The organism is Roseomonas alba (assembly GCF_019430885.1).
Taxonomy (GTDB): domain Bacteria; phylum Pseudomonadota; class Alphaproteobacteria; order Acetobacterales; family Acetobacteraceae; genus Neoroseomonas; species Neoroseomonas alba.
This window is the reverse complement of the sequence record NZ_JAHYBZ010000001.1, coordinates 78,164-99,907: the sequence shown is the minus strand read 5'-3', so window position 1 is coordinate 99,907 and position 21,744 is coordinate 78,164. Positions and strand designations below refer to the sequence as shown.

Sequence of the window (21,744 nt, the reverse complement as noted above, 5' to 3'; positions counted from 1 at the left end):
TTAGCGTCCCGCCCCTGATCCGAAGGGCAGAGGGGATTTCGCCATGATACTGAACCGTCGCGCGCTGCTGGGCGGGCTGGCCGCCGCCGGCACACTGCCGCGCTTCGCCGTCGCGCAGGCCGATACGCGGCCGTCCATTACCGTCGCGGTGCAGATCATCAGCACCTCCGGCACCATGGAGCCGATGCGCGAGCAGTCCAATGTCGGCTTCCGTATCATGCCCTCCTTCTCCGAGCCGCTGATCGGCATCGACTGGCAGGAGACGGAGCGCGCGGGCCCGGTGCTTGCCACGTCCTGGCGGCGGATCGATCCGAAGACGCTGGAACTGACGCTGCGCGAGGGCGTGGTGATGCATGACGGCCGCACCATGACGGCCGAGGACGTCGCCTTCACCTTCTCGCGCGAACGCATGTGGACGGGGCTTGCCGCCGACAGCCGCGGGCTGTTCGTGTCCACCACCGCGGGCCAGGGCGGCAAGACGCCACCGCCGGAGGCCGTCGCCATCTCCCGCGCCCACTTCCCGGGCTTCGAGCGGATGGAGATCGTCGACGCGAAGACCGTGCGCTTCGTGAACTCCGTGCCGGATGTGACCCTGGAAGGGCGGCTGACGCGGACCTCGGGCGCGATCTTCTCCCGCGCCGCCTTCGACGCCGCGGAATCCTGGCTGGACTGGGCGCGCAAGCCGGTCGGCACCGGGCCCTATCGCATCGTCGAGCATCGCCCGGGCCGCGACCTGCTGCTCGAGGCGCATGACGCCTATTGGGGCGGGCGCCCGCCGCTGAAGTCGATCCGCCTGGTCGAGGTGCCGGATGTCGCGGGCCGCGTGAACGGGCTGCTCGCCGGCGACTACGACTTCATCTGCGACCTGCCGCCCGACCAGATCGGCGGCGTCGAGCGCAGCGCGCGCCACGAAGTCCAGGGCGGCCCGATCAACAACATCCGCCTGATCGTGTGGGACAAGACGCATCCGGTGCTGGCGAACCCGCTGATCCGCCGCGCCATGTCCCACAGCATCGACCGCCAGGCGATCGTGGACAGCCTGTGGGCCGGCCGCACCCGCGTGCCGAAGGGCCTGCAATGGGAAGTCTATGGCGACATGTACCTGTCGGACTGGGAGGCCCCGCGCTTCGACCCGGCCGAGGCGCGCCGCCTGCTGCGCGAGGCGAACTACCGCGGCGAACCGATCCCGTACCAGTTGCTGAACAACTACTACACGGGCCAGGTCGCGTCCTCACAGATCCTGGTGGAAGGCTGGCGCCAGGTCGGGCTGAACGTGCCGATCGAGATGAAGGAGAATTGGGGCCAGATCCTCGGCCGCTTCCCGGGGCGCGGGCTGTGCGACAACTCCAACACAGCGGTGTTCAACGACCCGGTCGCGCCGATGTCGGTCTATGGGCCGGGCGGGCAAACCTGGGCCGCCGGGCAGTGGCAGAATGACGAGGCGCCGCGGCTGCTCGACGTGCTGCAGGTGGAAAGCGACCTCGCGAAGCGCCAGGCAGCCTTCCGGCGCATGCTGACGCTGACGGAACGCGAGGACCCCGCCTACACCGTGCTGTTCCAGACGGCGAACTTCACGGGCAAGCGGAAGGACCTGCCGTGGAAGGCGTCGAAGTCGTTCGTGATGGATTTCTCGGCGCGCAATTGGGGCGGGTAACACTACGGGGAGGGCTCTGCCCTCCCCAAACCCCACCCGCCAAGGGCCCACGGCCCTTGGATCCCATCGGTCTGTCTGTCGCGACGATGGGCAGACGCGTGCCCATCAAGGCCGACTGGCTGACAGACGGTTTCCAAAGGCCTCGGGCCTTTGGTGGGGAGAGGCTTGGAGAGGGGCAAAGCCCCTCTCCAAATCACAGCGCCGGCCAGCGATCCGCCCAGGGGTACGCCGCCTCGTACTGCCGCGCGAGCGCGATGAGCTTCCAGTCCGCCCCATAGGGCCCGACCAGCTGCACCCCGATCGGCAGCCCTTCGGGCGACGGATCCACCGGCACGTTCAGCCCCGGCAGCCCGCCCGCATTCACGATACCTGTGAAGGCGCGGTGATAGGGCGGGCCGAACTTCGTCGCATCCCAGGGCAGCGCGCCAGCCGAAGGCATCACGATCACGTCCCAGTCGCGGAAGGCGCGGGCGAATTGCGCCTGCACCTCACGGAAGGCGTTCAGCGCATCGACGTAGTCGGCCGCCGAGAGCGTTTCCGCCTTCGCCATCATCTCCTCATAGATCGCGCCGATGCGGCCTTTCCAATCCTTGCCGCGCAGGACCCAGGCAAGACCTGCGGCACCGATCGCCGGCCAGTGCTTCTCGAACAGCGCGATGTCGACGGGCAGCGCGCCCTCGGTGACGCTGTGGCCGAGCGCCGCAAGCTTGCGCGCCGCCTCGGCACAGGATGCGGCGACCGGCGCCTCGACCTGCCATTGCGCGACCTGCGGCACATAGAGGATGCGCAGCCCCGTCGGCGGCGGCGGCTCCTCATGCGGGCCGGGCACGCCGATCGACAGCCGGTCCTCGTCCAGCGGGCCCTGGATGATCGACAGCGTCGTCGCCAGGTCGTCGACCGTGCGCGCGATGGGGCCGATCACCTCGGCATCGTCGAGGATGATCGGCAAGCCGTTGCGGCGCGCGACGCGCCCCGTGCTGGGCTTCAGGCCCACCAGCCCGCAATGGCAGGCCGGGCGACGGATCGACCCGCCACCATCGGTGCCGAGCGTGACCGGCCCGAAGCCCGCGGCCACGGCCGCCGCGCCGCCACCGGTCGAGGCACCCGGCGTCAGCGCCGTGTTCCACGGGTTGCGCGTGGTCCCGAAGGATGCGGTGTCCACATTGCCGCGGCCGAGCGTGAACTCCGACACATTCGTCTTGCCGAGGATGACGGCGCCGCCGGCGCGCAGCCGCGCGACCGGAGTCTCGTCGGCCTCGGGCACGTAGTCCATCCACAATGCGCTGCCCCAGGCGCAGCGCAGGCCGGCGACGGTGATGTTGTCCTTGATCGAGACCGGCACGCCATCCATCGGGCCGAGCGGCTTGCCCGCGGCGAAGCGCGCATCCGCTTCCTGTGCGGCAGCGGTCGCGCCGGCCACGTCCAGGGTCGCGAAGGCGTTGAGCTGCGGATTGGCAGCGGCGATGCGTTCCAGCACGGCGGCCAGCGCCGCGCTCGGCGTCAGGCTCCCCTCGCGGAAACGCGCGGCGAGCACCGTCGCCGGAAGCCGCCAGATATCCTCGGTCATGCTGATGGTCTCCGCGTCACTGCGCCGGGGTGAAGAAGCGCGCCAGGGTGAATTCATCCGCGCGCGGCACATAGGTGATGCCGCCCCGCGTCGCCCAGATATTCACCTGATACAGGATGGGCGCCAATGCCTGGTCCGCCATCGCGACGTCCTGCGCCTGTTCCAGCAAGGCGCGGCGCGATCCGTCATCCACCGTGCCCAGTGCCTGGATGATGATCGCATCGAGCGCCGGGTTGGAATATCGCCCACGATTGGCGACGCCGAGTCCACGATCCCGATTCATCGTCGCCAGCAGCCCACGCAGCGGCGAGGAGGCTTCGCCCGTATTGCTGCCCCAGCCGAGCAGCATGGTCGAGAAGGCGAAATTCGGCGGCCCGCCCTGGGAGAGGATGATGTTGAAGGGCATCGCCTCGGCGCGCACCTCGATGCCCACGCGCGTCAGCATCTGCGCCACGGCCTGGAGGATCTGTTCGTCATTCGGGAATCGGTCGTTGGGGCCGTGGATGGTCAGGCGGAAACCGTCCGGGTAGCCCGCCTCCCGCAACAGGCGCCGTGCGCCGTCCGGGTCGAAGGCCGGCGGGGGAAGGTTCGGGCTGGCGCCGAAGAAGCCCTCGGCGAGCAGGCCGCCGGCGGCGATCGCCTCGTTGTGCATCAGCCGCTCGACGATGGCGGTGCGGTTGATGGCCATGGAGATGGCGCGGCGCACGCGCGCATCCTTCAGCGGGTTCGCCGCCAGCGGCTGGCCGTTGCGCGCGCTGACATGCGGCGTGACGTCTCGGAAGGTGTCGAAGCTGAGGAACATCACGCGGTTCGACACGGTGCGGAACAGCGCGATGCCCGGGCGCTGGCGCAGGGCGTCGAGCTGCGAGATCGGTGCTGCCTCGATCGCATCCACATCGCCGGCGAGCAGCCCAGCGACGCGCGCGCTGTCATTCGGCACGATGCGCAGCGTCGCGCGCTGCCAGGCCGGCGCACCGCCCCAATAGGCGTCGTTGCGGGCGAGCACGACGCGGTCGCCGGGGGTGAAGGATTCGAAGCGGAACGGCCCGCTGCCAATCATCGCCGCGCCCGAGCGGAACTCGGCGGTCGCGGCGGTTTCGAAGCGGCGGGGGATGATGGCGATCACCGACAGGTCGGTGGGCAGCAGCGGCTGCGGCCCGCGCGTTGTGATGCGCAGCGTGTGCGGGTCGACAATCCCGACCGAGGCGATGCCGCGCACGAACTGGGTGAAGGGGCCGGGGCTGTTGGGCACGGCGGGGACGCGGCGCAGGCTCGCCGCGACATCCTCGGCCTCGACCGGCGCGCCGTCGTGGAAGGTCGCGCCGGCGCGCAGGCGGAACTCCCATTCGGTCTCCGAGATCGCGCGCCAGGATTCGGCGAGGCCCGGCGTCAGCGCCTGGCGTTGGTCCTGGTGCACCAGCCGGTCGAAGACATGCGCCGCGATGGCATTGTTCGGCACCAGGTTGTGGAAGTGCGGGTCGATCGCCGTCGGTGTCGCCGCCAGCGCCACGGTCAGCGACTGCGCCACCGCTGCCTTCGCTCCGGCGACAAGCCACGCCGCCAACGCGGCTGCCCAATGCGTTCGCACCATCACGCTCCGATGCCTCATCTTCGTCCTCGGCGTTGCCGCCACGACCGACAAAGGCGCCGGCCGACGTCAGTCAGCATCTTTCGTGCCGCGGACTTCGTGCCCAGGATCGTGTCGCCCCGAACGGCCTGGAGAGCATGATGCTGCATTCACCCTCGCGCCGCGCCTTGCTGATGGCGGCGACGCTCACCGTGCCGGCCGTGGCACGCGCCCAATCGGGCAGCTACCCGAACCGGCCGCTGCGCGTCGTCGTGCCCTTCGCGCCCGGGGGCATCACCGACATCCTCGCCCGCGCGGCGGCGGAAGGCCTGTCACGGGAGATCGGCCAGCTCGTGGTGGTGGACAACCGTGCCGGCGCGGGTGGGAATGTGGGGTCGGAAGCGGTCGCGAAATCCGCGCCCGACGGATACACGATCCTGGCGGTGGGCCCCGCGGTGATGGGTATCGCGAAGCCGCTCTATGCCCGGTTGAACTACGATCCGGACACGGATTTCGCAGCTCTCGGCGTGTTGGGCGCGCAGCCGAACGTCATGCTCGTCAGCCCGCGCGCCCTGCCGGAACCGACGCTCGATGCGCTGGTCGCCAAGGCACGCGCGAAGCCGGGCGAAGTGGCCTTCGCGTCTTCGGGCAGCGGCTCGCTTACGCATCTGACGGCGGAACTCTTCGCCAAGGATGCCGGGCTGCAGATGGTCCATGTGCCCTATCGCGGCAGCCCGCCGGCACTGGCGGATCTCGTCTCGGGCCAGGTCGCGATGATGTGCGACGCGCTGACCACGGCGCTGCCACTGCACCAGTCGGGCCAGGCGCGCATCGTCGGCATCGCCACGCGCGAACGCGCCGCGGAACTGCCCGAGGTGCCCTCCCTGGTCGAGGCCGGCTACCCCAGCCTGGACGTCCCGAACTGGTTCGGCATGTTCGTCCCCGCAGCGACGCCGGCGCCGGTGGTCGATCAATTGCGCATGGCGGTGGCGGCCGTCACGGCCTCGGACAATTATCGCGCATTGATGCGGGCGCGCAGTGCGACCTTGGTCACGCTGGGCGAGGGCGGGCTTGACGGATTTCTGGCCCGGGAGCGCACGCGCTGGGCGGTGGCGGTGCAGGCCAGCGGGGCGCGCGTCGACTGACGGCGAAGGGGCCGGGCCCCTTCGCCTCCAGGGATCAGCGGAAGACCGGGACTGACGTCTCGTCCTCGGGCTCGGGCAGCGGTACCTCGATCCGCACGGTCGAGGGATCGACCCCGGTGCCCTGATGTAGCCAGTAGGTCACGGTCTGCGGCCACATGATGACGACGGCTACGATGATGAGCTGCAGGCACAGCCAGGGCAGCGCGCCCCAGTAGATATCCTTCGTCAGCACTTCCTTGGGCGCCACGCCGCGCAAGTAGAACAGCGCGAAGCCGAAGGGCGGGTGCATGAAGCTGGTCTGCAGGTTCACGCAGAGCAGCACGCCGAACCACACCAGGTTGATGTCGAGCTTCGCCGCCACCGGGGCGAGCAGCGGCACCACGATGAAGGCGATCTCGAAGAAGTCGAGGAAGAAGGCCAGGAAGAAGACGAAGACGTTGACGAAGATCAGGAACCCGGTCTGCCCGCCGGGGAGGTGCGACAGCAGGTGCTCGATCCAGATGCTGCCGTCCACGCCCTGGAAGACCAGGGAGAAGACCGTCGCGCCGATCAGGATGAAGATGACCATCGCGGTGATGCGCGCGGTGTTGGCCATCGCCTCGAAGAGCAGCTTGAAGGTGAAGCGGCCGTTCACGATGGCGATGACGATGGCGCCCATGGCGCCCATCGCACCGGCCTCGGTCGGCGTGGCGAGGCCGAGGAAGATGGTGCCGAGCACGAGGAACATCAGCACCAGCGAGGGCACCATGCCCTTCAGCACTTTCCAGTAGAGCGGCCAGCCGCGCACCCCACGCGCCTCGGGCGGCAGAGGCGGCACCTTCTTCGGCGAGACGATGCTGACGAAGGCGATGAACAGCAGGAACAGCGAGACCTGCAGGATCGACGGCCCGATCGCCCCTGCATACATGTCGCCCACCGACTTGCCGAGCTGGTCGCCCAGCACGATCAGCACCAGCGAGGGCGGGATGAGCTGCGCGATGGTCCCCGAGGCCGCGATGACGCCCGTCGCGATGCGCATGTCGTAGCCGTAGCGCATCATCACCGGCAGGGAGATCATGCCCATGGCGATGACCGAGGCCGCGACCGTGCCCGTGATGGCGCCCAGCACCGCGCCCACCAGCACCACGGCATAGGCAAGGCCGCCCGGCACCTTGCCGAACAATTGCCCGGTGCCTTCCAGCAGATCCTCGGCCAACCCGCAGCGTTCCAGCACCGCGCCCATCAGGGTGAAGAAGGGGATGGCGAGCAGCACCTCGTTCGACAGGATGCCGAAGACGCGCAGCGGCAGGTTTCCGAGATAGGCGGTGGTGAAGAAGCCCATCTCGATCGAGACGAACCCGAAGAACAGCCCGACCGCGGACAGCGAGAAGGCCACCGGGAAGCCGATGAGCAGGAAGATCACCAGGCCGCCGAACATCAGCGGCGGCATCATCTCGAGGCTGATCATCCGCTACTGCTCCAGGCGCTCGTATTCGGCCACCTGGGCAGCCTCGTCGGTCATGCCGCGCAGGGCGGCGATGCGCTTCACCAGCTCGGACAGGCCCTGCAGCGCGACCAGCGCGAAGCCGATCGGCATCAGGATCTTCACCGGCCAGCGGATCAGGCCGCCGGCATTGGGCGACCCTTCCTCCCGGATGAAGGCATCGAGGAAGAACGGCCAGGTCATCCAGGCCAGCAGCAGCATGCCCGGCAGCAGGAAGAAGATGATGCCGAGCAGGTCGATCCACAGCTTGGTGCGGTGCGAGACCGAGCCATAGACCAGGTCCACCCGGACATGCCCGTTGCGGCGCAGCGTATAGGCCGCACCCAGCAGCACCACGGCGGCGAAGAGGTACCACTGCACCTCAAGCCAGGCATTGGACGACCAGGAAAAGGCATAGCGCACGATGGCATTGCCGGCGGCGATCGCGCAGGCGGCCAGGACGCACCATTCGGCGACATACCCGAAGGCGGCGCTGATGGCGTCGACGCCCCGGCTGAACTGGAGTGCGGCACGCATGCTAAGGCGTGCTCCGGCCGAGTTCCGGCCGACCGTGGCGCATGGCGCCGTGCTCCCATGACTGGATCTTGCCCCTCCCGCGCGAGAGGGGCGCTTCCTCTAGCGCCGGCCGCCGGTCAATGCAAATCCGTGGGGTTTGTGCCCGCGGGGCCCGGCGGCCTATCCTGCCACGGTGACTCGGCGCCCATGCCCTGCATGCTGACGGCACTGGCTCTGCTGGTCGGCCTGCTCGCCGCGCTCGGCGTGGCCGCGCTGCCGCTTGCCCGCTTTCCGTCCGGAGCCAGAACGGTGCACGGGGCGGTAGCCGTGGCGGGTCTCGGGTTGGTGGCGGGCGGCATCGGCGGACTGCTGAACGGTCCGGCCGTGATGGAACTGCCCTTCGGGCCGCCCTGGGGGCCGGCGCGGCTGGCGCTCGATCCGCTGTCTTCCTGGTTTCTCCTGCCGCTGGGGCTGTCGGTGGCCTGTGCCGGGCTGTACGCCTTCGGGGGGGTGCATGGCCGGGTGGCGCCGCGGGAGCTCGTGCCCTGGCCGCTCTTCATCGCCGGCATGGCGCTGACGCTGCTCGCCGCGGATGGCTTCACCCTGCTGCTGGGCTTCGAGGCCATGTCCCTCGCCTCCTGGGCCCTGGTCGCCCATGACCACGCGCGAGCCGAGAACCGGGAGGCGGCGCGCATCTATCTGGGTTTCGCCGGTTATGGCGGGCTGGCGCTGGTCCTCGCCTTCGGGGTGCTGGCCGGGGGCGCGGGCGACGTCGCCTTCGCCGTGCTGCGGGAGGCCCCGCCGGAAGGCCTGCGGGCGCTGGCCGTGATGCTGCTGGTCCTGGCCGGGGCGGGGTCCAAGGCCGGGCTGGCGCCGCTGCATGTCTGGCTGCCGCTCGCCCATCCCGCCGCGCCGAGCCACGTCTCGGCGGTGATGTCGGGGGCGATGACCAAGGTCGCGCTCTATGTGCTGGCGCGCTTCCTGTTCGACCTGATGGGGCCGGCCCAGCCGATCTGGATGGGCGCGCCGTTGATCGCGCTCGGCGCAGCGTCGGCCGTGATCGGGGCGCTGCGGGCCAATCTGGAGGAGGACAGCAAGGTCCTGCTGGCCTGCTCCACCATCGAGAATGTCGGGCTGATCGCGATCGGAATGGGGCTCGCCGTGGCCTTCCGGGGGGCCGACCTGCCGGCGCTGGCGGCGCTGGCGGCCGGGGCGGCGCTGCTGCACACGTTGAACCATGCGGTGTTCAAGACGCTGCTGTTCCTGGCGGCCGGCGAGGTCCTGCACGGCGCACTGTCGCGGCAGCTCGACCGGCTGGGCGGGCTGATCCACCGCATGCCCTGGACCGCCTGGGCAGCGCTGACCGGCGCGATGGCCGCGGCCGCACTGCCGCCGCTGTCGGGCTTCGCCTCGGAATGGCTGCTGTTACAGGCGCTGCTGGCGGCCTGGCGGATCGGGGATATCGCCTTCCAGATGGGGGCGGCAGCGGTCACGGCGCTCGCCGCGCTGGCGGCGGCGCTGGCGGCCGCGGCCATGGTGCGCTTCTGGGGGCTGGTCTTCCTCGGCCGTCCGCGCACGCCGCGCGCGGCGGGGGCGGAGGAATCCGGCGGCGCGGTGCGCTGGGCGCTCGCCGTGCCGGCGGGCCTGTGCGTCGTGCTGGGGCTGGTGCCGGGGCTGCTGCTCGACCTCGCCGAGCCGGCGCTGCGGGTGATGGTCGGAACCTCGGCGCCGCGCGCCGGCTGGGATGCTATCGGTGCGGCCGAGGGCGGGGCGCGCTATTGGCCGCTGGCCGTGGCCCTGCTGCTGGCCGCCGCGGTCGGGCTCGCGGTCTGGGTCGTGCGGCGCCGCGCGCCGGCGGGCGTGATGCGCGGCCCGGCCTGGGATTGCGGCTTCATCGCCGCGCCGCCGCATTTTCCCTTCGGCGATCCCGCCGCCCAGCCGAGTGCGGCCGGCTTCGGCCAGCCACTGCGGCGCATGCTGGGCCAGGGGCTGCTCAGCGCCCGCGAACGGGTGACGATGCCCGCCCCCGGGGCGACGAGTCCCGCCGTGCTGGATTCGGGCTTCCGTGATCCGGCGCTGGCCTTCCTGGAAGGCGCCCTGCCCCGCTGGCGGGACGCCGCCGCGGCGCGCGCCGAACGGCTGCGCGACCTATCGATCCGGCAGTGCCTGGGCCTCGCCTTCGGCGCCGTCGTGCTGATGCTGGCCCTGCTCGCCTGGATGGGGGCGCGCTGAGATGGCGGTGGTCTGGTCCATCCTGGCGCAGGCGCTGCACATCGCGCTGATCCTGGCCGCCGCACCGCTGCTGACGGGCGTCGTGCGCTGGATGAAGGCGCGGATGATGGGCCGGCGCGGGCCGCATGTGCTGCAGCCCCTGCGCGACCTCCTGAAGCTGCTGCGCAAGAGGCCGGTGCTGGCGGAGAACGCCTCGGCGATCTCGCTTGCCGCCCCCTATCTCGCGGCCGGGGCGGCCGTCGCGGCCGCGGCGCTGGTGCCGTCCTTCGCGCGCGGCATGGCCTTCGCGCCGCTGGCGGACCTGATCCTGGTCGCGGGGTTGCTCGCCGTCGGGCGCGTGGCGATGGCGCTGGCGGGGATGGATGTCGGTACGCCCTTCGGTGGGCTGGGCGCGGCGCGGGAGATGTCCTTCGCGGCACTCGCCGAGCCGGCGCTGGTGGTGGCGGCGCTGTCGCTTGCGATCCTCGCCGGGACCACGAATCTCGACGCCATCGCCGGGTCCTTCCGGGACGGCGCGCTCGGCCTGCGCGTGTCGCTGGGCCTCGCACTGGTCGCGTTGCTCGCCGTGGCCATCGCGGAGAATGCGCGCATCCCCGTCGACAACCCGTCCACACACCTCGAACTGACCATGGTGCATGAGGCGATGATCCTTGAAGCCTCAGGCCGGCATCTCGCGCTGTGGGACTATGCGGCGCAGATGCGGCTGCTGCTGTGGCTGTCGCTGCTCGCGGCCGTCTTCCTGCCGCTCGGCCAGGCGCCGGCGGGGTCGGCGCCGCATTGGTGGGTGGTCGGGCTCGCCGCCTGGCTGGTGAAGATCGGCGGGCTCGCGCTGGGGCTTGCCGCCTTCGAGAGCGCCATCGCCAAGATGCGCGTCTTCCGCGTGCCGGAATTCCTCGGCGCGGCGCTACTGCTCGGGCTGCTCGGCGCGGTGCTGCTGTTCGTCTCGACGGGGCTCGCGTGAGGTTCGGGCAGCTCACCTACGATCTGTCGCATCTGCTCGGCGGGGCGGTGCTGCTGCTGTCCTTCGTGCTGCTGTATCAGCGGCGCATCGGGACGGTGATCAATGCCTTCGCGATGCAGGGCATGGTGCTGGCCGCGGCGGCGGCCTGGGCGGCGCATGCGCAGGGCGTGCCGGGGCTGTACCTGACCGCCCTGCTGGCCTTCGGCGTGAAGGGTCTGCTGATCCCCTTCGCGCTGCATCGCCTGGTGCGCGAGCTGAACCTGCACCGGACGGTCGAGACCGCGCTCGGCGTCGGGCTGTCGATGACCGCCGGCGTCGCGCTGGTCGGGCTGTGCATCCTCGTCACCCTGCCGGCCACCCAGGATGCCCGCCTGCTGTCGCGCGAGAGCCTGGCCTTCGCCATGTCCGTCGTGCTGCTCGGCATGCTGATGATGATCACGCGGCGCAACGCCATCAGCCAGGTGATCGGGCTGTTGTCGCTCGAGAACGGCCTGATCCTCGCGGCCATCGGCGTGACCGGCATGCCGCTGGTGGTGGAACTGTCCACCGCCGCGCTGGTGCTGATGCTGGCGCTGGTCGCCGGCGTCTTCGCCTTCCAGATCCGCGAACGCTTCGACACGCTCGACACCGGGTCGCTCGAAGAGCATCGCGGGGAACGCCGCTGATGCCGCTGCAATGGGTCATCGTCTTCTGGGCCTGGGCTGGGGCCGTCGCCCTCGCCGCCGTGCCGAATCTGCGGCAGGCGTCCTGGGGCAATGTCGCGGTCAGCGCCGTGTCCTTCCTGATGGCCGGCGTGCTGATGGCGCAGCCCTATGCGCAGCAGGGCTGGACGCATACGGATGCGGTGAACCTGCCTTTCATTCTGCTGTCCGCCTTCGTCGGGCTGACCACCGCGGTGTTCTCGGCGGCGACACTGGACCGCGAAGGCTTCGACCATTGGCGCATCCGCGCCTACCACGCCGCCTTCCAGATCTTCATGGGCGCGCAGACCCTGGCGCTGCTCGCCGACAATCTCGGCGTGATGTGGGTGGCGATCGAGATCGCGACCCTCGCCACCGTCTCCATGGTCGCGGTGCACCGCACCCCCGCGGCCTTCGAGGCGGCGTGGAAGTTCTTCATCCTCTGCGGTGTCGGCATCGCGCTCGCGCTGTTCGGGACCATCGTTCTGTATCTCGCCGCGCAGCCGCTGCTGGATGAGGAGACGGGGCTGTCCTGGACGGCGCTGATGGAGGTGGCGGCGCGCTGCGACCCGGCGACGCTGAACCTCGCCTTCGCCTTCCTGCTGCTGGGCTATGGGACCAAGGTCGGGCTGGTGCCGCTGCATTCCTGGCTGCCGGATGCGCATGCGGAAGGGCCGGTGCCGATCTCCGCCGTGCTGTCGGGGCTGCTGCTGAATGCGGCGATGCTCGCCGTGCTGCGCAACAAGGCGATCGTTGGCGCGAACCCGCAGGCCATCGCGGCCGGGCCCTTCCTGCTGGCGATGGGCCTCGCGACGGTGCTGCTCGCCGCGCTGGCGCTGTGGCGACGGCGTGATGCGCGGCGCTTCTTCGCGTGGTCGTCGATCGAGCATATGGGTATCGCGGCCTTCGCCTTCGGGCTGGGCGGGCCGCTCGCCAATCTCGCGGGGCTGCTGCATCTGCTCGGGCATTCGCTGGTGAAGAGCGCGATCTTCTTCGGCGTCGGCCGCGCGTCTCAGGCTAAGGGCAGCCAGAAGATCGTGGATATCGGCGGGCTGGTCGCGACGCATCCGGCGCTGGGCTGGGGGCTGGCCCTCGCCATCGCGGCCATCGGCGGGCTACCGCCGGCGCTGCTGTTCGTCTCCGAGTTCCGGCTGTTGGCCACCGCGGCGGCCGAGGCACCCTGGCTCGCCATCCCCCTCGCGATCGGCATGGTCACCGCGCTTGCTGCGTTGATCACAGTGCTGCAGGCCATGTGCTTCGGCGCGCCAACGCCCGACGTGCCGAACGGATCGCCGAAGGGCTGGCAGGAGATGGTGGCGGCGACGCCGCTCTGGCTGCATCTGGTGGTGGCGGCGGCACTCGGCCTCGCCATGCCGGCGGGGCTCGCGGCCATGCTCGGCGCCGCGGCAAGGGTGATCGGATGAGCGCGAAAGCCCTGATCCGCGGCGGCGCGCCGCAAGGGGCCGTGCCCCATGACCGCTTCCTGCTCAGCGCGGAAGCCTGGGCCCGCTTGCCCGGTGCGCTAGCGGAGGATCCGGCGATCGCCCTGCTCGGGCTCTGGGCCGAGCTCGGCACGGTCCACGCCGCCTTCCTGGACGAGACGACGAACGAAATCTTCCTGGCCTCCGCCGTGGCGGAGGGCGGGCGCTACGCCGCGCTCTCCCCCGCCCGTCCCGGTGCGATCCGCTTCGAGCGCATGATCCGCGACCTGTGGGGCCTGACCGCCGAGGGCGCGGTCGATCTGCGCCCCTGGCTCGATCATGGCCGCTGGCAGATCGCCGGCCCGATGTCGGCGAACCCCCTGTCCCTGGTCGGTGCAGAACCGCCCCAACCCGAATTCCTTCCCGTCGAGGGCGAGGGCATCCACCAGATCCCGGTCGGCCCCATCCATGCCGGCGTCATCGAGCCCGGCCATTTCCGCTTTCATATCCAGGGCGAGGTCGTGGTCCGGCTGGAAGCGCGGCTCGGCTACAAGCACAAGGGCGTGCTGTCGCTGATGCTCGGCAAGTCGCCGCGCGCGGCGGCGGTGTTCCCGGCGCGGCTGTCGGGGGATTCCACCGTCGCCTTCGGCTGGGCCTTCGCCGCCGCCGCGGAAGCCGCGCTCGGCGTCACCATCCCACCCCGCGCGATCGCGCTTCGCGCGGTGATGGGCGAGCTGGAACGCATCCATAACCACCTGAACGACTGGGGCTTCGTCTGCAACGACGCGGCCTTCGCCTTCCCCCATGCCCGCTGCGGTTTCCTGCGCGAGGGCGTGCTGCGCGCCTGCGCCGCCGCCTTCGGCCACCGGCTGATGATGGACGGGGTGCTGCCCGGCGGCATCGCGCCGGACATCGCACCGGGCGGGGCCGAACTCATCCTCGCCGCGCTGGCCGCGGTGGAGGCGGAAATCCCGGCCCTGCGCCGCATCTATGACAGCCACGCCAGCCTGCAGGACCGGGTGGTGGGCACCGGATTCCTGGACCCCGCGCATGCGCGGCGCTTCGCCGCCGGCGGCTTCGTCGGGCGCGGATCGGGGCGCGGCTTCGACGCGCGGCTGACGCCCGGCTACGCGCCTTATGACTGGTTGCTGCCGCCCATCGCAGTGGAGACCGGCGGCGACGTCGATGCCCGCGTGCGCGTACGCGTCGCGGAACTCGCAACGTCCATCGGTCTGGTGCGGCGGCTGCTCGCCGAGCTGCCGCCGGGCGAGACGCTGGTGCCCCTGCCCTCCCAGGCCGGCGAAGGTGTCGCCCTGATCGAAGGGTTCCGGGGCGAATGCCTCGCCTGGGTGCGGCTGGACGAGGGCGGGCTGATCCGCGGCTGCTTCCTGCGCGACCCATCCTGGCTGCAATGGCCACTGCTGGAAGCGGCGATCGAAGGCAACATCGTCGCGGACTTCCCGCTGTGCAACAAGTCGTTCAACTGCTCCTACAGCGGGGTGGACCTGTGACGGATGGGGTCACAAGTTTTGCCGGGCACGGGCCGAGGGGCCTTGCTGATGGCGCTCGTTCTTCCGCTGTCACCGTTGGAGGGGCTCTGCCCCTCCAAACCACCCCGCCAAGTGCTTGGAGCACTTGGAACGCAATCTTTTGGCACCCAGCGCGGCGCTCGCGCTGCGCCCTCCAAACGCCTTTCGTGCGCAAGGACGGGTCTCGGCGCCATTCTGGCAGCGGCGCACGGCACCAAGTCGAGGTTTCCAATGGCCCTTCGGCCTTTGGCGGGGTGAGCCCGAGAGGGGCAGAGCCCCTCTCGGTCCCCCTGCGAAAGCATCGGGGCTACCGTTGGGCCTGTGGCAGGGTGACGTTTGAAGAAGAGTCCGACCCCTCTCCAGTGCGTGGGGGCGCCTCATGACCATCCTCTTCGACGAGACCATCCCCGTCCTGCGCATCTTTGATGTCGCCAAGGCACGCGAGTTCTACGTCGATTTCCTCGGCATGAGCTGGGATTGGGAGCATCGCTTCGCACCCGACCTGCCGATCTTCGCGCAGGTCTCGCGCGGCGGGCTGTTGCTCTTCCTCAGCGAGCATTTCGGCGACGGCACGCCGGGGACCAAGCTGATCCTGCGCATGACAGGACTCGCGGATTTCCACGCCGAGTTGACGGCCAAGGCCTATCGCCACGCGCGGCCGGGCCTGCACGACCAGCCCTGGGGCTGGCGCGACATGGACATCGCCGATCCCTTCGGCAATCGCCTGGTCTTCTCCGAACGTATCGCGGAGTGCGCCTGATGCTCTGGCCCCGCCTCGCCCGCGCCCTGGTCGGCAAGCCCCTCACCGACGCCGCGCCGCCGGTGCCGCAACCGACTGTCGCGGCGCTGGCCGAACGGCTGGCCACCATGGCGCGGACGCGGCTCGGCCGCAGCCTGGCGATCCGCGAGGTGGACAGTGGGTCCTGCAATGGCTGCGAGCTGGAAATCAACGCGCTGCAGAACGTGGCCTATGACCTGGAACGCTTCGGGCTGCGCTTCGTCGCCTCCCCCAAGCATGCCGATGTGTTGTTGGTGACCGGCCCGGCCTGCGCGAACATGGCCGAGGCGATGGAACGCGCGCTGGCCTGCACGCCCGAACCGCGCTGGGTGGTTGCCGCCGGCGATTGCGCCGTCGATGGCGGTGTCTTCAAGGGCTGCTATGCGGTGCATGGCGGGGTCGGTGCCGTGCTGCCGGTCGATCTGCTGATCCCTGGCTGCCCGCCCTCGCCCGAGCAACTGCTCGAGGGCCTGCTATCGCTGCTGGAGGCGGAGACGCCGCCGATCCGGGCGGCCCGATAAAATCGGCCCGGCTGGATTGCTCCAGCCGGGCCTAAAGACTCCGCCGAAGCGGAGCCAGTCGAGCAGCGGCCTGCCGGGAATAAGCCGCCGCGACAGGTGTGAAACTGCCAGTGGCCAGCTCTCGGTCCGGTGGAAGAGACCTTAATTCGTTGCAACGAGGACGAGTGCCCCCACGCCGCCCGGGCGACCTGCGTCATTTCGGCGCCGTTCGTGATGTCAGGAGCCAAGTATCGGTTTCCAAAGGCCTTTCAGCCTTTGGTGGGGTGGGGTTTCAGGGAGGGGCGAAGCCCCTCTCCCGCGCCATCAGATGAGACACAACTCCGCGAGGTCGCGCCGCAGCTTCGGCGGCAGGCTCTCCAGACCGACCGCCGCAGGCCGATCCGTCGCCACATCCGGCGGCGCTTCCTCGGGCTTGAGATACCGCCACCCCTGGAATGCCTTCACCGGCCGCGCTTCCACCAGCACCAGGGTCGGGTCGAGCAGCAGGGCGGCGCAGGGCGTGTCGTCGTCCCACTGCTCCTCGCGCAGGCCCAGGATGCGCTGGCGCACACGGACGAAGCCGCCGACCACCCAGTAGATCGACCCACCATCCGTGATTTCGTCGATCCTCTTGGGGAACATGCGGGTCCAGGCGCGCAGCGGGGGATCGCTGCGCAGCCTCTCCTTCTGCAGCGCCGCGAGGGCGGCGACGTCCTTGGGGCCGACGGACAGCTTGATCAGGTGCAGCACAGCCCATCCATGTCGCCCCCGGGGACGAGTCGGCAAGAGGGAAGACACCACGCGTAACCGCTTCGTATCGGGGAACGAAGGGTGGGTAAGGAAGGCGGCCCTCCCGGCCGTCCCGGAGAGCAGACTACATGGCCCCCTCGACCGCGACGCGCGCCCTTGCCCGTCCCCCGCGCGACGTGCGCCTCGACGTCATCCGCGGCTGGCTGCAGGTGTCGATCTTCGGGGCGCATGCGGTGGGGTCGGCATTCGGGTCCTACGGAATCCATGCCGCCTGGGGGTTTTCAGACAGTTCGGAGCAGTTCCTCTTCCTCTCGGGCTTCGTGCTGGCCTCCGTGCATACGCTGAAATCCGAACGCGAGGGCGCCTGGGCCGCGGCGCGCGACATCTGGCGCCGGGCCTTCCGGCTGTGGCTGGTGCATCTGCTGCTGTTCCTGATGACCGGCGCGCTGATCCTGTGGTCGGAGATGGGCATTCCCCTGCCCGGGGAAGTGACCCGCCTGGGCTGGGGGCCGCTCGCGCACCATCCCTTCCTCGCGCTGCCGGCCGCCGCGCTGCTGCTCTACATGCCGGTCTTCATGGACATCCTGCCGGTCTTCATCCTGTCCATGCTGGCACTTCCCGGCTTCCTGTGGCTGACGCACCGGATCGGTGTCCCGGCATTGATCGTCCCGGCGCTGCTCTGGGGCGGGGTGCAGTTCGGGCTGTGGCACTGGCCAGCCCTGTCGGGGACGGGGCTGGAGCCGCTGGCCTGGCAGTTCGTCTTCATGCTCGGCGCCTGGTTCGGGCGGCGGGCGCTGCTGTGGGGCGGCGCGGTACGGCGCCATGGCTGGGCGATCGCGGCCTCGGTGATGCTGGTGCTGGCCGGCATGAGCTGGAGCATCATCCAGCGCATCGACCCCGCGATCGACAGCGAGACGCTCGCCATCCTCACCTCCAAGACGCATCTGGGCCCGCTCGCCCTGCTGCATGCGCTGGCGCTGGCCTATCTGGTCGCGGTGCTGGTGCCGAAGGATGCGCCCTGGATGCACCATCCGCTCGCACAGCTCATGGCGGCGGCGGGGCGGCATAGCCTCGACGTGTTCCGCACCGGGCTGTTCCTGGCCTGGGGCGTGACCGTCGCCTTCCGCCTCGCACCGGGCGCCTGGTGGCTCGATCCGGTGTTGACGCTGCTCGGGGTCGGCATCCTGCTCGCGCAGGGGGTGCTGACCGAACGGCGGCGCCTGCCCCCGGCGCTGGTGGCGCGATGAGCGCCACCGCCGATTGCTTCCTCGCCCCGCTGCGCTTCAACGCGACGCGCAGCCGGCCTAGTGTGCCGTCACGAAGCAAGGGACGCGCCGTGACGGGCGAGAGCGACGGGCGATGGGAATCCTGGATGGTCGCGGCGCAGGCGGGCGATGCGCGCGCCTATGACATGCTGCTGCGCGACTGCCTGCCGCTGCTGCGCGCCATCGCCCGCCGCCGCATCCGCGACAGCCACGAGGCCGAGGATGCCGTGCAGGACACGCTGCTGACGATGCACCGGATGATTGCCACCTACGACCCGTCCCGCCCGCTGCGCCCCTGGATCGTCGCCATCGCAGAGCGCCGCTGCATCGACCGGCTGCGCCGGCGCGGTCGCGGCGCCGGGCGCGAGACGCCGATCGACGACCATGCCGAAACCCTCGCCGCGCCCGATGCCGGGAATGGCGAGGACCGGGTTGCCGGGCGCGAATTGCGCGACGCCGTGGCCGAATTGCCGGAGAGCCAGCGCACCGCGCTGCGCCTCGCCAAGCTCGAGGACCTGCCGCTCGCCGAGGCGTCGCGGCGCTCGGGCCTGTCGGTCGGCGCGCTCAAAGTGGCGACGCATCGCGCGCTGCGGACGCTGCGCCGACGCCTCGGCGCGGAGGACAAGCCGTGAGCACCACCGAGGAGCTGATCACCCGCCTGTCCGCCGATCTGCGGCCGGTGCACCGGCTCGCGCCGCCGCTGCGCCGCGCCGCCGCCTGGCTCGCCTTCGCCTTCCTGCTGATCGCCGGTGCGGTGGCCTGGCATGGGCCGCGCCCGGACCTCGCCGCGCGCATGGTCGATGTGCAGGAGATGCTGCAATGGATCGCCTCGGGTGCGACCGGGGTGCTCGCGACCATCGCCGCCTTCCAGCTCGCCCTGCCGGACCGCTCGCCGCGCTGGGTGCTGTTGCCGCTGCCGGCGGCGGTGTTGTGGGTCGGCACGCTCGGCTTCGGCTGTCTCGCCGACCTGTTGCGCATCGGGCCGCAGGCGCTGGTGCCCGGTATGTCCTGGGGCTGCGTGGGTTTCATCCTCGGCGTCGGTATCCCGCTGTCGGGATCGCTGATCTGGGTGCTGCGCTATGCTGCCGGCATCCGGCCGCTGCCGGTCGCGGCGATGGGTGGGCTGGCCGGCGCGGCACTGTCGGCGGCGGGGCTGTGGCTGTTCCATGAACTCGACGGCGCGGCCGAGGCCCTGGTCTGGCATGTCGGCATGACGCTCATTGTAGTGGGGCTGTTCCTCGCCTTCGGGCGGTCCTGGGAGGACCGCGCAGCGGCTCGCTTCACCGCGGCTTAAGGGCCCGGCAGACATACTGGAGGCAACGTCCTTGCAACGAGGCCTCCATGCGCGCCTTCCTGAACCTGTCCGTCGGACTGAAACTGCTGACCTCGAGCCTGCTCGCCCTCGCCATGCTGGGTGGCATCGCCGGCACGGTGGCACTGACCGGACGGGACCTGTCCGCCACCGTCGCGCAGCAGGTCCGCCTCGGTGAGGCGACGAGCCTCCTGACCGCGGCCATCAGCGCGGCTTCGGAAGCCCCGACGCATATACGCACGATGCTCGCGGCCAATCGGGCGCCCGATGTCGAGGCCGCGCGCGAGCGCGCCGTGGCCTCGCTGACCGTCACCGGCGACCAGGCGCGGCGCGCGCGCGACGTCGTGCAGGACGCCGCGACGGACGCGCTGCTCGACCGGCTGATCGCGGCAGCGGGCGAGTATGCGCGGCTGATGGGCGAACAGGCGTCGCAGCGCATCGCCATCCTGAGCGCGCGCGATCAGGACTTCCTCGCGCGCGCAGCGGAATACGACCAGGCCTTCGAGGGCGCGAACGCCGCGATCGAGTTCGACCTGTCGGGTGACACGAGGGATGACGCGCGCACGCGCTTCATGGCGTCGCACCAAGGGGTGAACGACATGCGCGCCTCGACCCTACGCTACCTCGCCACCGGCGATGCCGCGCAGGCGCAGCGCGCGCGCCGGTCCGCAGCCCAGGCGCGGGTGCATCTGCGCGGCGCGGTGTCCACCGCCGCGGCCAATCCGCGGGTCAAGGAGGAGCTGGAGCGCATCGGGCGTATCGCGGAGCAGGCCTCGGCCGGCGCGCTGGCCACCATCGAGCGCGGCACCGAACTGGACAAGTTCACGCAGGAACAGGCCTCACCGGCGCGCGATGCGCTGATCGCCGCGGTCGCTGCCGCGAATGGCCGCCTGCGGGAGATGGACAAGGCAGCCGGCGAGGCCGTCGAGGCATCCCTCGCCCGGCAGACACGGCTGGTCTTCCTCGCCGCCGGCGCCATCGCGCTGGTGCTCCTGCTGTCGGCCTTCGCGCTGGCCCGCACCGTGGGCGCGCCGTTGCGCCGCATGGCGGCGACCATCGCGGGCATCGCCGGCGGCAATGCCGACGTGACCGTGACCGACCGCGGCCGCCGTGACGAGATCGGCCGCATCGCCGAGGCGGTGGAGGAACTGCGCGTCACTGTGGGCGAGGCCTTCAGCCGCGGCCAGATGATCGAGCAGATGCCGCTGGGCGTCGTAGTCGCCGATCCGCGCCGCGACTTCACCATCACCTATGCGAATGGCTTCGCGCAGGAACTGATGATGCCGCTGCGCGAGCATCTGGCGCATCAGCCGGACCAGATCGTCGGCAGCAAGGTCGACATCTTCGAGCAGAAGCCCGAGGAGATCCGCGCCGTGGTGGCCGATGCCGCGACGCTGCCGCATCGGGCGCGCGTGCCGATCGGCCCCGAAATGCTCGACCTCAGCATCACGGCGCTGCGCGACGCCACGGGCGAATATGTCGGCGCCATGCTGGCCTGGCAGCGGGTGACGGAACAGGCGCGTCTCGCCGACACCTTCGAGGCCGATATCGGCGCGGTGGTCGATTCCGTCGCGACCGCCGCCGGCCGCATGCAGGATGCCGCGCGCACCCTGACCGAGGCCGCGGCCGCCGGCGGGCGCGAGGCGGTCGCCGTCTCCGAGGCCGGCATGCAGGCCAATGCCGATGTGCAGGCGGTCGCCGCCGCCGCCGAGGAAATGGCCGCGTCGGTCGAGGAGATCACCCGCCGCGTCGCGGAGGCCGCCGAGGTCGCCCGCCGCGCCGTGGCCGAGGCCAAGGCGACCGATTCCACCGTGCGGGGCCTCGCCGAGGCGGCCGCGCGCATCGGCGACGTGGTGCGGCTGATCGGGGAGATCGCGGGGCAGACCAACCTGCTCGCCCTCAATGCCACGATCGAAGCGGCCCGCGCGGGCGAGGCCGGCAAGGGTTTCGCCGTCGTCGCCAGTGAGGTGAAGAACCTCGCCGGCCAGACCGCCAAGGCGACCGAGGAGATCGCCCGCCAGATCAGCGAGATGCAGGGTGCCACGAACCAGGCGGTCGAGGCGATCCGCGCCATCGGCGCCACGGTGGACCGCACCAGCGACATCGCCACCGCCATTGCCGCCGCGGTCGAGGAACAGGGCGCGACGACGCGCGAGATCGCCCGCAGCGCCGCCCAGGTCGCCGAGGCAACCGGCACCGTGGCGCAGCGCATGGAGGGCATTCGCGCCGCTTCCGAGGCGACCGGCGGGTCGGCGGGCGCGGTGCTGGAGGCCTCCGGCGCGCTGTCCGGCGATGCGGCAACGCTGCGGGAACGCTCGGCCGGCTTCCTGCGGGCCATCCGCGCCGCCTAGCCAAACCGGGCGGGCGCCGTTCCCAAGGGGCGGCGCCTGCCGTATGGGAGCGGT

18 protein-coding genes are annotated in these 21,744 nt (G+C 70.7%); 13 read left to right on the top strand and 5 right to left on the bottom strand.

Annotated features, from left to right (window positions below; genetic code table 11):
• Positions 1–43 precede the first annotated feature (43 nt).
• Entirely contained in the window at positions 44–1,654 is a 1,611-nt protein-coding gene (locus KPL78_RS00480) for an ABC transporter substrate-binding protein (RefSeq protein ID WP_219760683.1), read from the top strand.
• Positions 1,655–1,847: 193 nt separating this feature from the next.
• On the opposite strand, the gene KPL78_RS00475 is transcribed toward KPL78_RS00480, so the two are convergent.
• Complete coding sequence (locus KPL78_RS00475; protein ID WP_219760682.1) at positions 1,848–3,221, bottom strand: amidase; 1,374 nt, start codon at positions 3,219–3,221, stop codon at positions 1,848–1,850.
• A 16-nt stretch (positions 3,222–3,237) separates the two neighbouring features.
• Positions 3,238–4,812: an ABC transporter substrate-binding protein gene (locus tag KPL78_RS00470; RefSeq protein WP_219761671.1), complete on the bottom strand. Its 1,575-nt coding sequence runs from the start codon at positions 4,810–4,812 to the stop codon at positions 3,238–3,240.
• A gap of 137 nt (positions 4,813–4,949) precedes the next feature.
• On the opposite strand from KPL78_RS00470, the gene KPL78_RS00465 reads away from it, so the two are divergent.
• Entirely contained in the window at positions 4,950–5,933 is a 984-nt protein-coding gene (locus tag KPL78_RS00465) for a Bug family tripartite tricarboxylate transporter substrate binding protein (protein WP_219760681.1), read from the top strand.
• Positions 5,934–5,967: 34 nt separating this feature from the next.
• On the opposite strand, the gene KPL78_RS00460 is transcribed toward KPL78_RS00465, so the two are convergent.
• Positions 5,968–7,380 carry a TRAP transporter large permease gene (locus KPL78_RS00460; RefSeq protein WP_219760680.1) on the bottom strand — a complete coding sequence of 471 codons (1,413 nt, stop codon included), beginning with the start codon at positions 7,378–7,380 and terminating at the stop codon, positions 5,968–5,970.
• A 3-nt stretch (positions 7,381–7,383) separates the two neighbouring features.
• On the bottom strand, positions 7,384–7,932 hold the full coding sequence (locus tag KPL78_RS00455; protein WP_219760679.1) for a TRAP transporter small permease subunit: 549 nt from the start codon (positions 7,930–7,932) through the stop codon (positions 7,384–7,386).
• Between the two features lie 186 nt (positions 7,933–8,118).
• Here KPL78_RS00455 and KPL78_RS00450 point away from each other — a divergent pair, with 186 nt between their 5' ends.
• The 7 genes from KPL78_RS00450 (at position 8,119) to KPL78_RS00420 (ending at position 16,033) form a co-directional block, all read left to right on the top strand.
• A complete protein-coding gene (locus KPL78_RS00450) occupies positions 8,119–10,143 on the top strand; it encodes a proton-conducting transporter transmembrane domain-containing protein (protein ID WP_219760678.1) in 2,025 nt (674 codons plus the stop codon).
• 1 nt (position 10,144) lies between these two features.
• A complete protein-coding gene (locus KPL78_RS00445; RefSeq protein ID WP_219760677.1) occupies positions 10,145–11,104 on the top strand; it encodes a respiratory chain complex I subunit 1 family protein in 960 nt (319 codons plus the stop codon).
• Complete coding sequence (locus tag KPL78_RS00440; RefSeq protein ID WP_219760676.1) at positions 11,101–11,769, top strand: hydrogenase-4 component E; 669 nt, start codon at positions 11,101–11,103, stop codon at positions 11,767–11,769. Before KPL78_RS00445 ends, KPL78_RS00440 begins: the two co-directional genes overlap by 4 nt.
• A complete protein-coding gene (locus KPL78_RS00435) occupies positions 11,769–13,208 on the top strand; it encodes a hydrogenase 4 subunit F (RefSeq protein ID WP_219760675.1) in 1,440 nt (479 codons plus the stop codon). Before KPL78_RS00440 ends, KPL78_RS00435 begins: the two co-directional genes overlap by 1 nt.
• Complete coding sequence (locus KPL78_RS00430) at positions 13,205–14,716, top strand: hydrogenase large subunit (RefSeq protein WP_219760674.1); 1,512 nt, start codon at positions 13,205–13,207, stop codon at positions 14,714–14,716. The genes KPL78_RS00435 and KPL78_RS00430 overlap by 4 nt, the downstream gene beginning before the upstream one ends.
• A 397-nt stretch (positions 14,717–15,113) precedes the next feature.
• Positions 15,114–15,494, top strand: coding sequence for a glyoxalase superfamily protein (locus tag KPL78_RS00425; RefSeq protein ID WP_219760673.1), 381 nt, complete (start codon positions 15,114–15,116; stop codon positions 15,492–15,494).
• Entirely contained in the window at positions 15,494–16,033 is a 540-nt protein-coding gene (locus KPL78_RS00420) for an NADH-quinone oxidoreductase subunit B family protein (protein WP_219760672.1), read from the top strand. Before KPL78_RS00425 ends, KPL78_RS00420 begins: the two co-directional genes overlap by 1 nt.
• A gap of 303 nt (positions 16,034–16,336) precedes the next feature.
• Here the strand turns inward: KPL78_RS00420 and KPL78_RS00415 are convergent, their stop codons facing one another.
• Positions 16,337–16,762: a DUF1489 family protein gene (locus tag KPL78_RS00415; protein ID WP_219760671.1), complete on the bottom strand. Its 426-nt coding sequence runs from the start codon at positions 16,760–16,762 to the stop codon at positions 16,337–16,339.
• A gap of 128 nt (positions 16,763–16,890) precedes the next feature.
• Here KPL78_RS00415 and opgC point away from each other — a divergent pair, with 128 nt between their 5' ends.
• The 4 genes from opgC to KPL78_RS00395 are packed head-to-tail and all read left to right on the top strand — an operon-like array spanning position 16,891 to position 21,690.
• Positions 16,891–18,009 (top strand): OpgC domain-containing protein, encoded by a 1,119-nt coding sequence (gene opgC, locus KPL78_RS00410; RefSeq protein ID WP_219760670.1) that lies wholly within the window; start codon positions 16,891–16,893, stop codon positions 18,007–18,009.
• Positions 18,006–18,659, top strand: coding sequence for a sigma-70 family RNA polymerase sigma factor (locus tag KPL78_RS00405; protein WP_219760669.1), 654 nt, complete (start codon positions 18,006–18,008; stop codon positions 18,657–18,659). Before opgC ends, KPL78_RS00405 begins: the two co-directional genes overlap by 4 nt.
• A complete protein-coding gene (locus KPL78_RS00400; RefSeq protein WP_219760668.1) occupies positions 18,656–19,321 on the top strand; it encodes an NrsF family protein in 666 nt (221 codons plus the stop codon). Before KPL78_RS00405 ends, KPL78_RS00400 begins: the two co-directional genes overlap by 4 nt.
• Before the next feature lie 47 nt (positions 19,322–19,368).
• A complete protein-coding gene (locus KPL78_RS00395; protein ID WP_219760667.1) occupies positions 19,369–21,690 on the top strand; it encodes a methyl-accepting chemotaxis protein in 2,322 nt (773 codons plus the stop codon).
• The last annotated feature ends 54 nt before the right edge of the window (positions 21,691–21,744 follow it).

Bases quoted from the DNA above. Each gene is read 5' to 3' on its own strand.
- KPL78_RS00450 (WP_219760678.1), top strand. From the start codon at position 8,119: ATGCCCTGCATGCTGACGGCACTGGCTCTGCTGGTCGGCCTGCTCGCC.
- KPL78_RS00465 (WP_219760681.1), top strand. From the start codon at position 4,950: ATGCTGCATTCACCCTCGCGCCGCGCCTTGCTGATGGCGGCGACGCTC.
- KPL78_RS00455 (WP_219760679.1), bottom strand. From the start codon at position 7,932: ATGCGTGCCGCACTCCAGTTCAGCCGGGGCGTCGACGCCATCAGCGCC.
- KPL78_RS00460 (WP_219760680.1), bottom strand. From the start codon at position 7,380: ATGATCAGCCTCGAGATGATGCCGCCGCTGATGTTCGGCGGCCTGGTG.
- KPL78_RS00445 (WP_219760677.1), top strand. From the start codon at position 10,145: ATGGCGGTGGTCTGGTCCATCCTGGCGCAGGCGCTGCACATCGCGCTG.
- KPL78_RS00395 (WP_219760667.1), top strand. From the start codon at position 19,369: ATGCGCGCCTTCCTGAACCTGTCCGTCGGACTGAAACTGCTGACCTCG.
- KPL78_RS00480 (WP_219760683.1), top strand. From the start codon at position 44: ATGATACTGAACCGTCGCGCGCTGCTGGGCGGGCTGGCCGCCGCCGGC.
- KPL78_RS00405 (WP_219760669.1), top strand. From the start codon at position 18,006: ATGAGCGCCACCGCCGATTGCTTCCTCGCCCCGCTGCGCTTCAACGCG.
- KPL78_RS00420 (WP_219760672.1), top strand. From the start codon at position 15,494: ATGCTCTGGCCCCGCCTCGCCCGCGCCCTGGTCGGCAAGCCCCTCACC.
- KPL78_RS00475 (WP_219760682.1), bottom strand. From the start codon at position 3,221: ATGACCGAGGATATCTGGCGGCTTCCGGCGACGGTGCTCGCCGCGCGT.
- KPL78_RS00470 (WP_219761671.1), bottom strand. From the start codon at position 4,812: ATGGTGCGAACGCATTGGGCAGCCGCGTTGGCGGCGTGGCTTGTCGCC.
- KPL78_RS00435 (WP_219760675.1), top strand. From the start codon at position 11,769: ATGCCGCTGCAATGGGTCATCGTCTTCTGGGCCTGGGCTGGGGCCGTC.
- opgC (WP_219760670.1), top strand. From the start codon at position 16,891: ATGGCCCCCTCGACCGCGACGCGCGCCCTTGCCCGTCCCCCGCGCGAC.
- KPL78_RS00430 (WP_219760674.1), top strand. From the start codon at position 13,205: ATGAGCGCGAAAGCCCTGATCCGCGGCGGCGCGCCGCAAGGGGCCGTG.
- KPL78_RS00425 (WP_219760673.1), top strand. From the start codon at position 15,114: ATGACCATCCTCTTCGACGAGACCATCCCCGTCCTGCGCATCTTTGAT.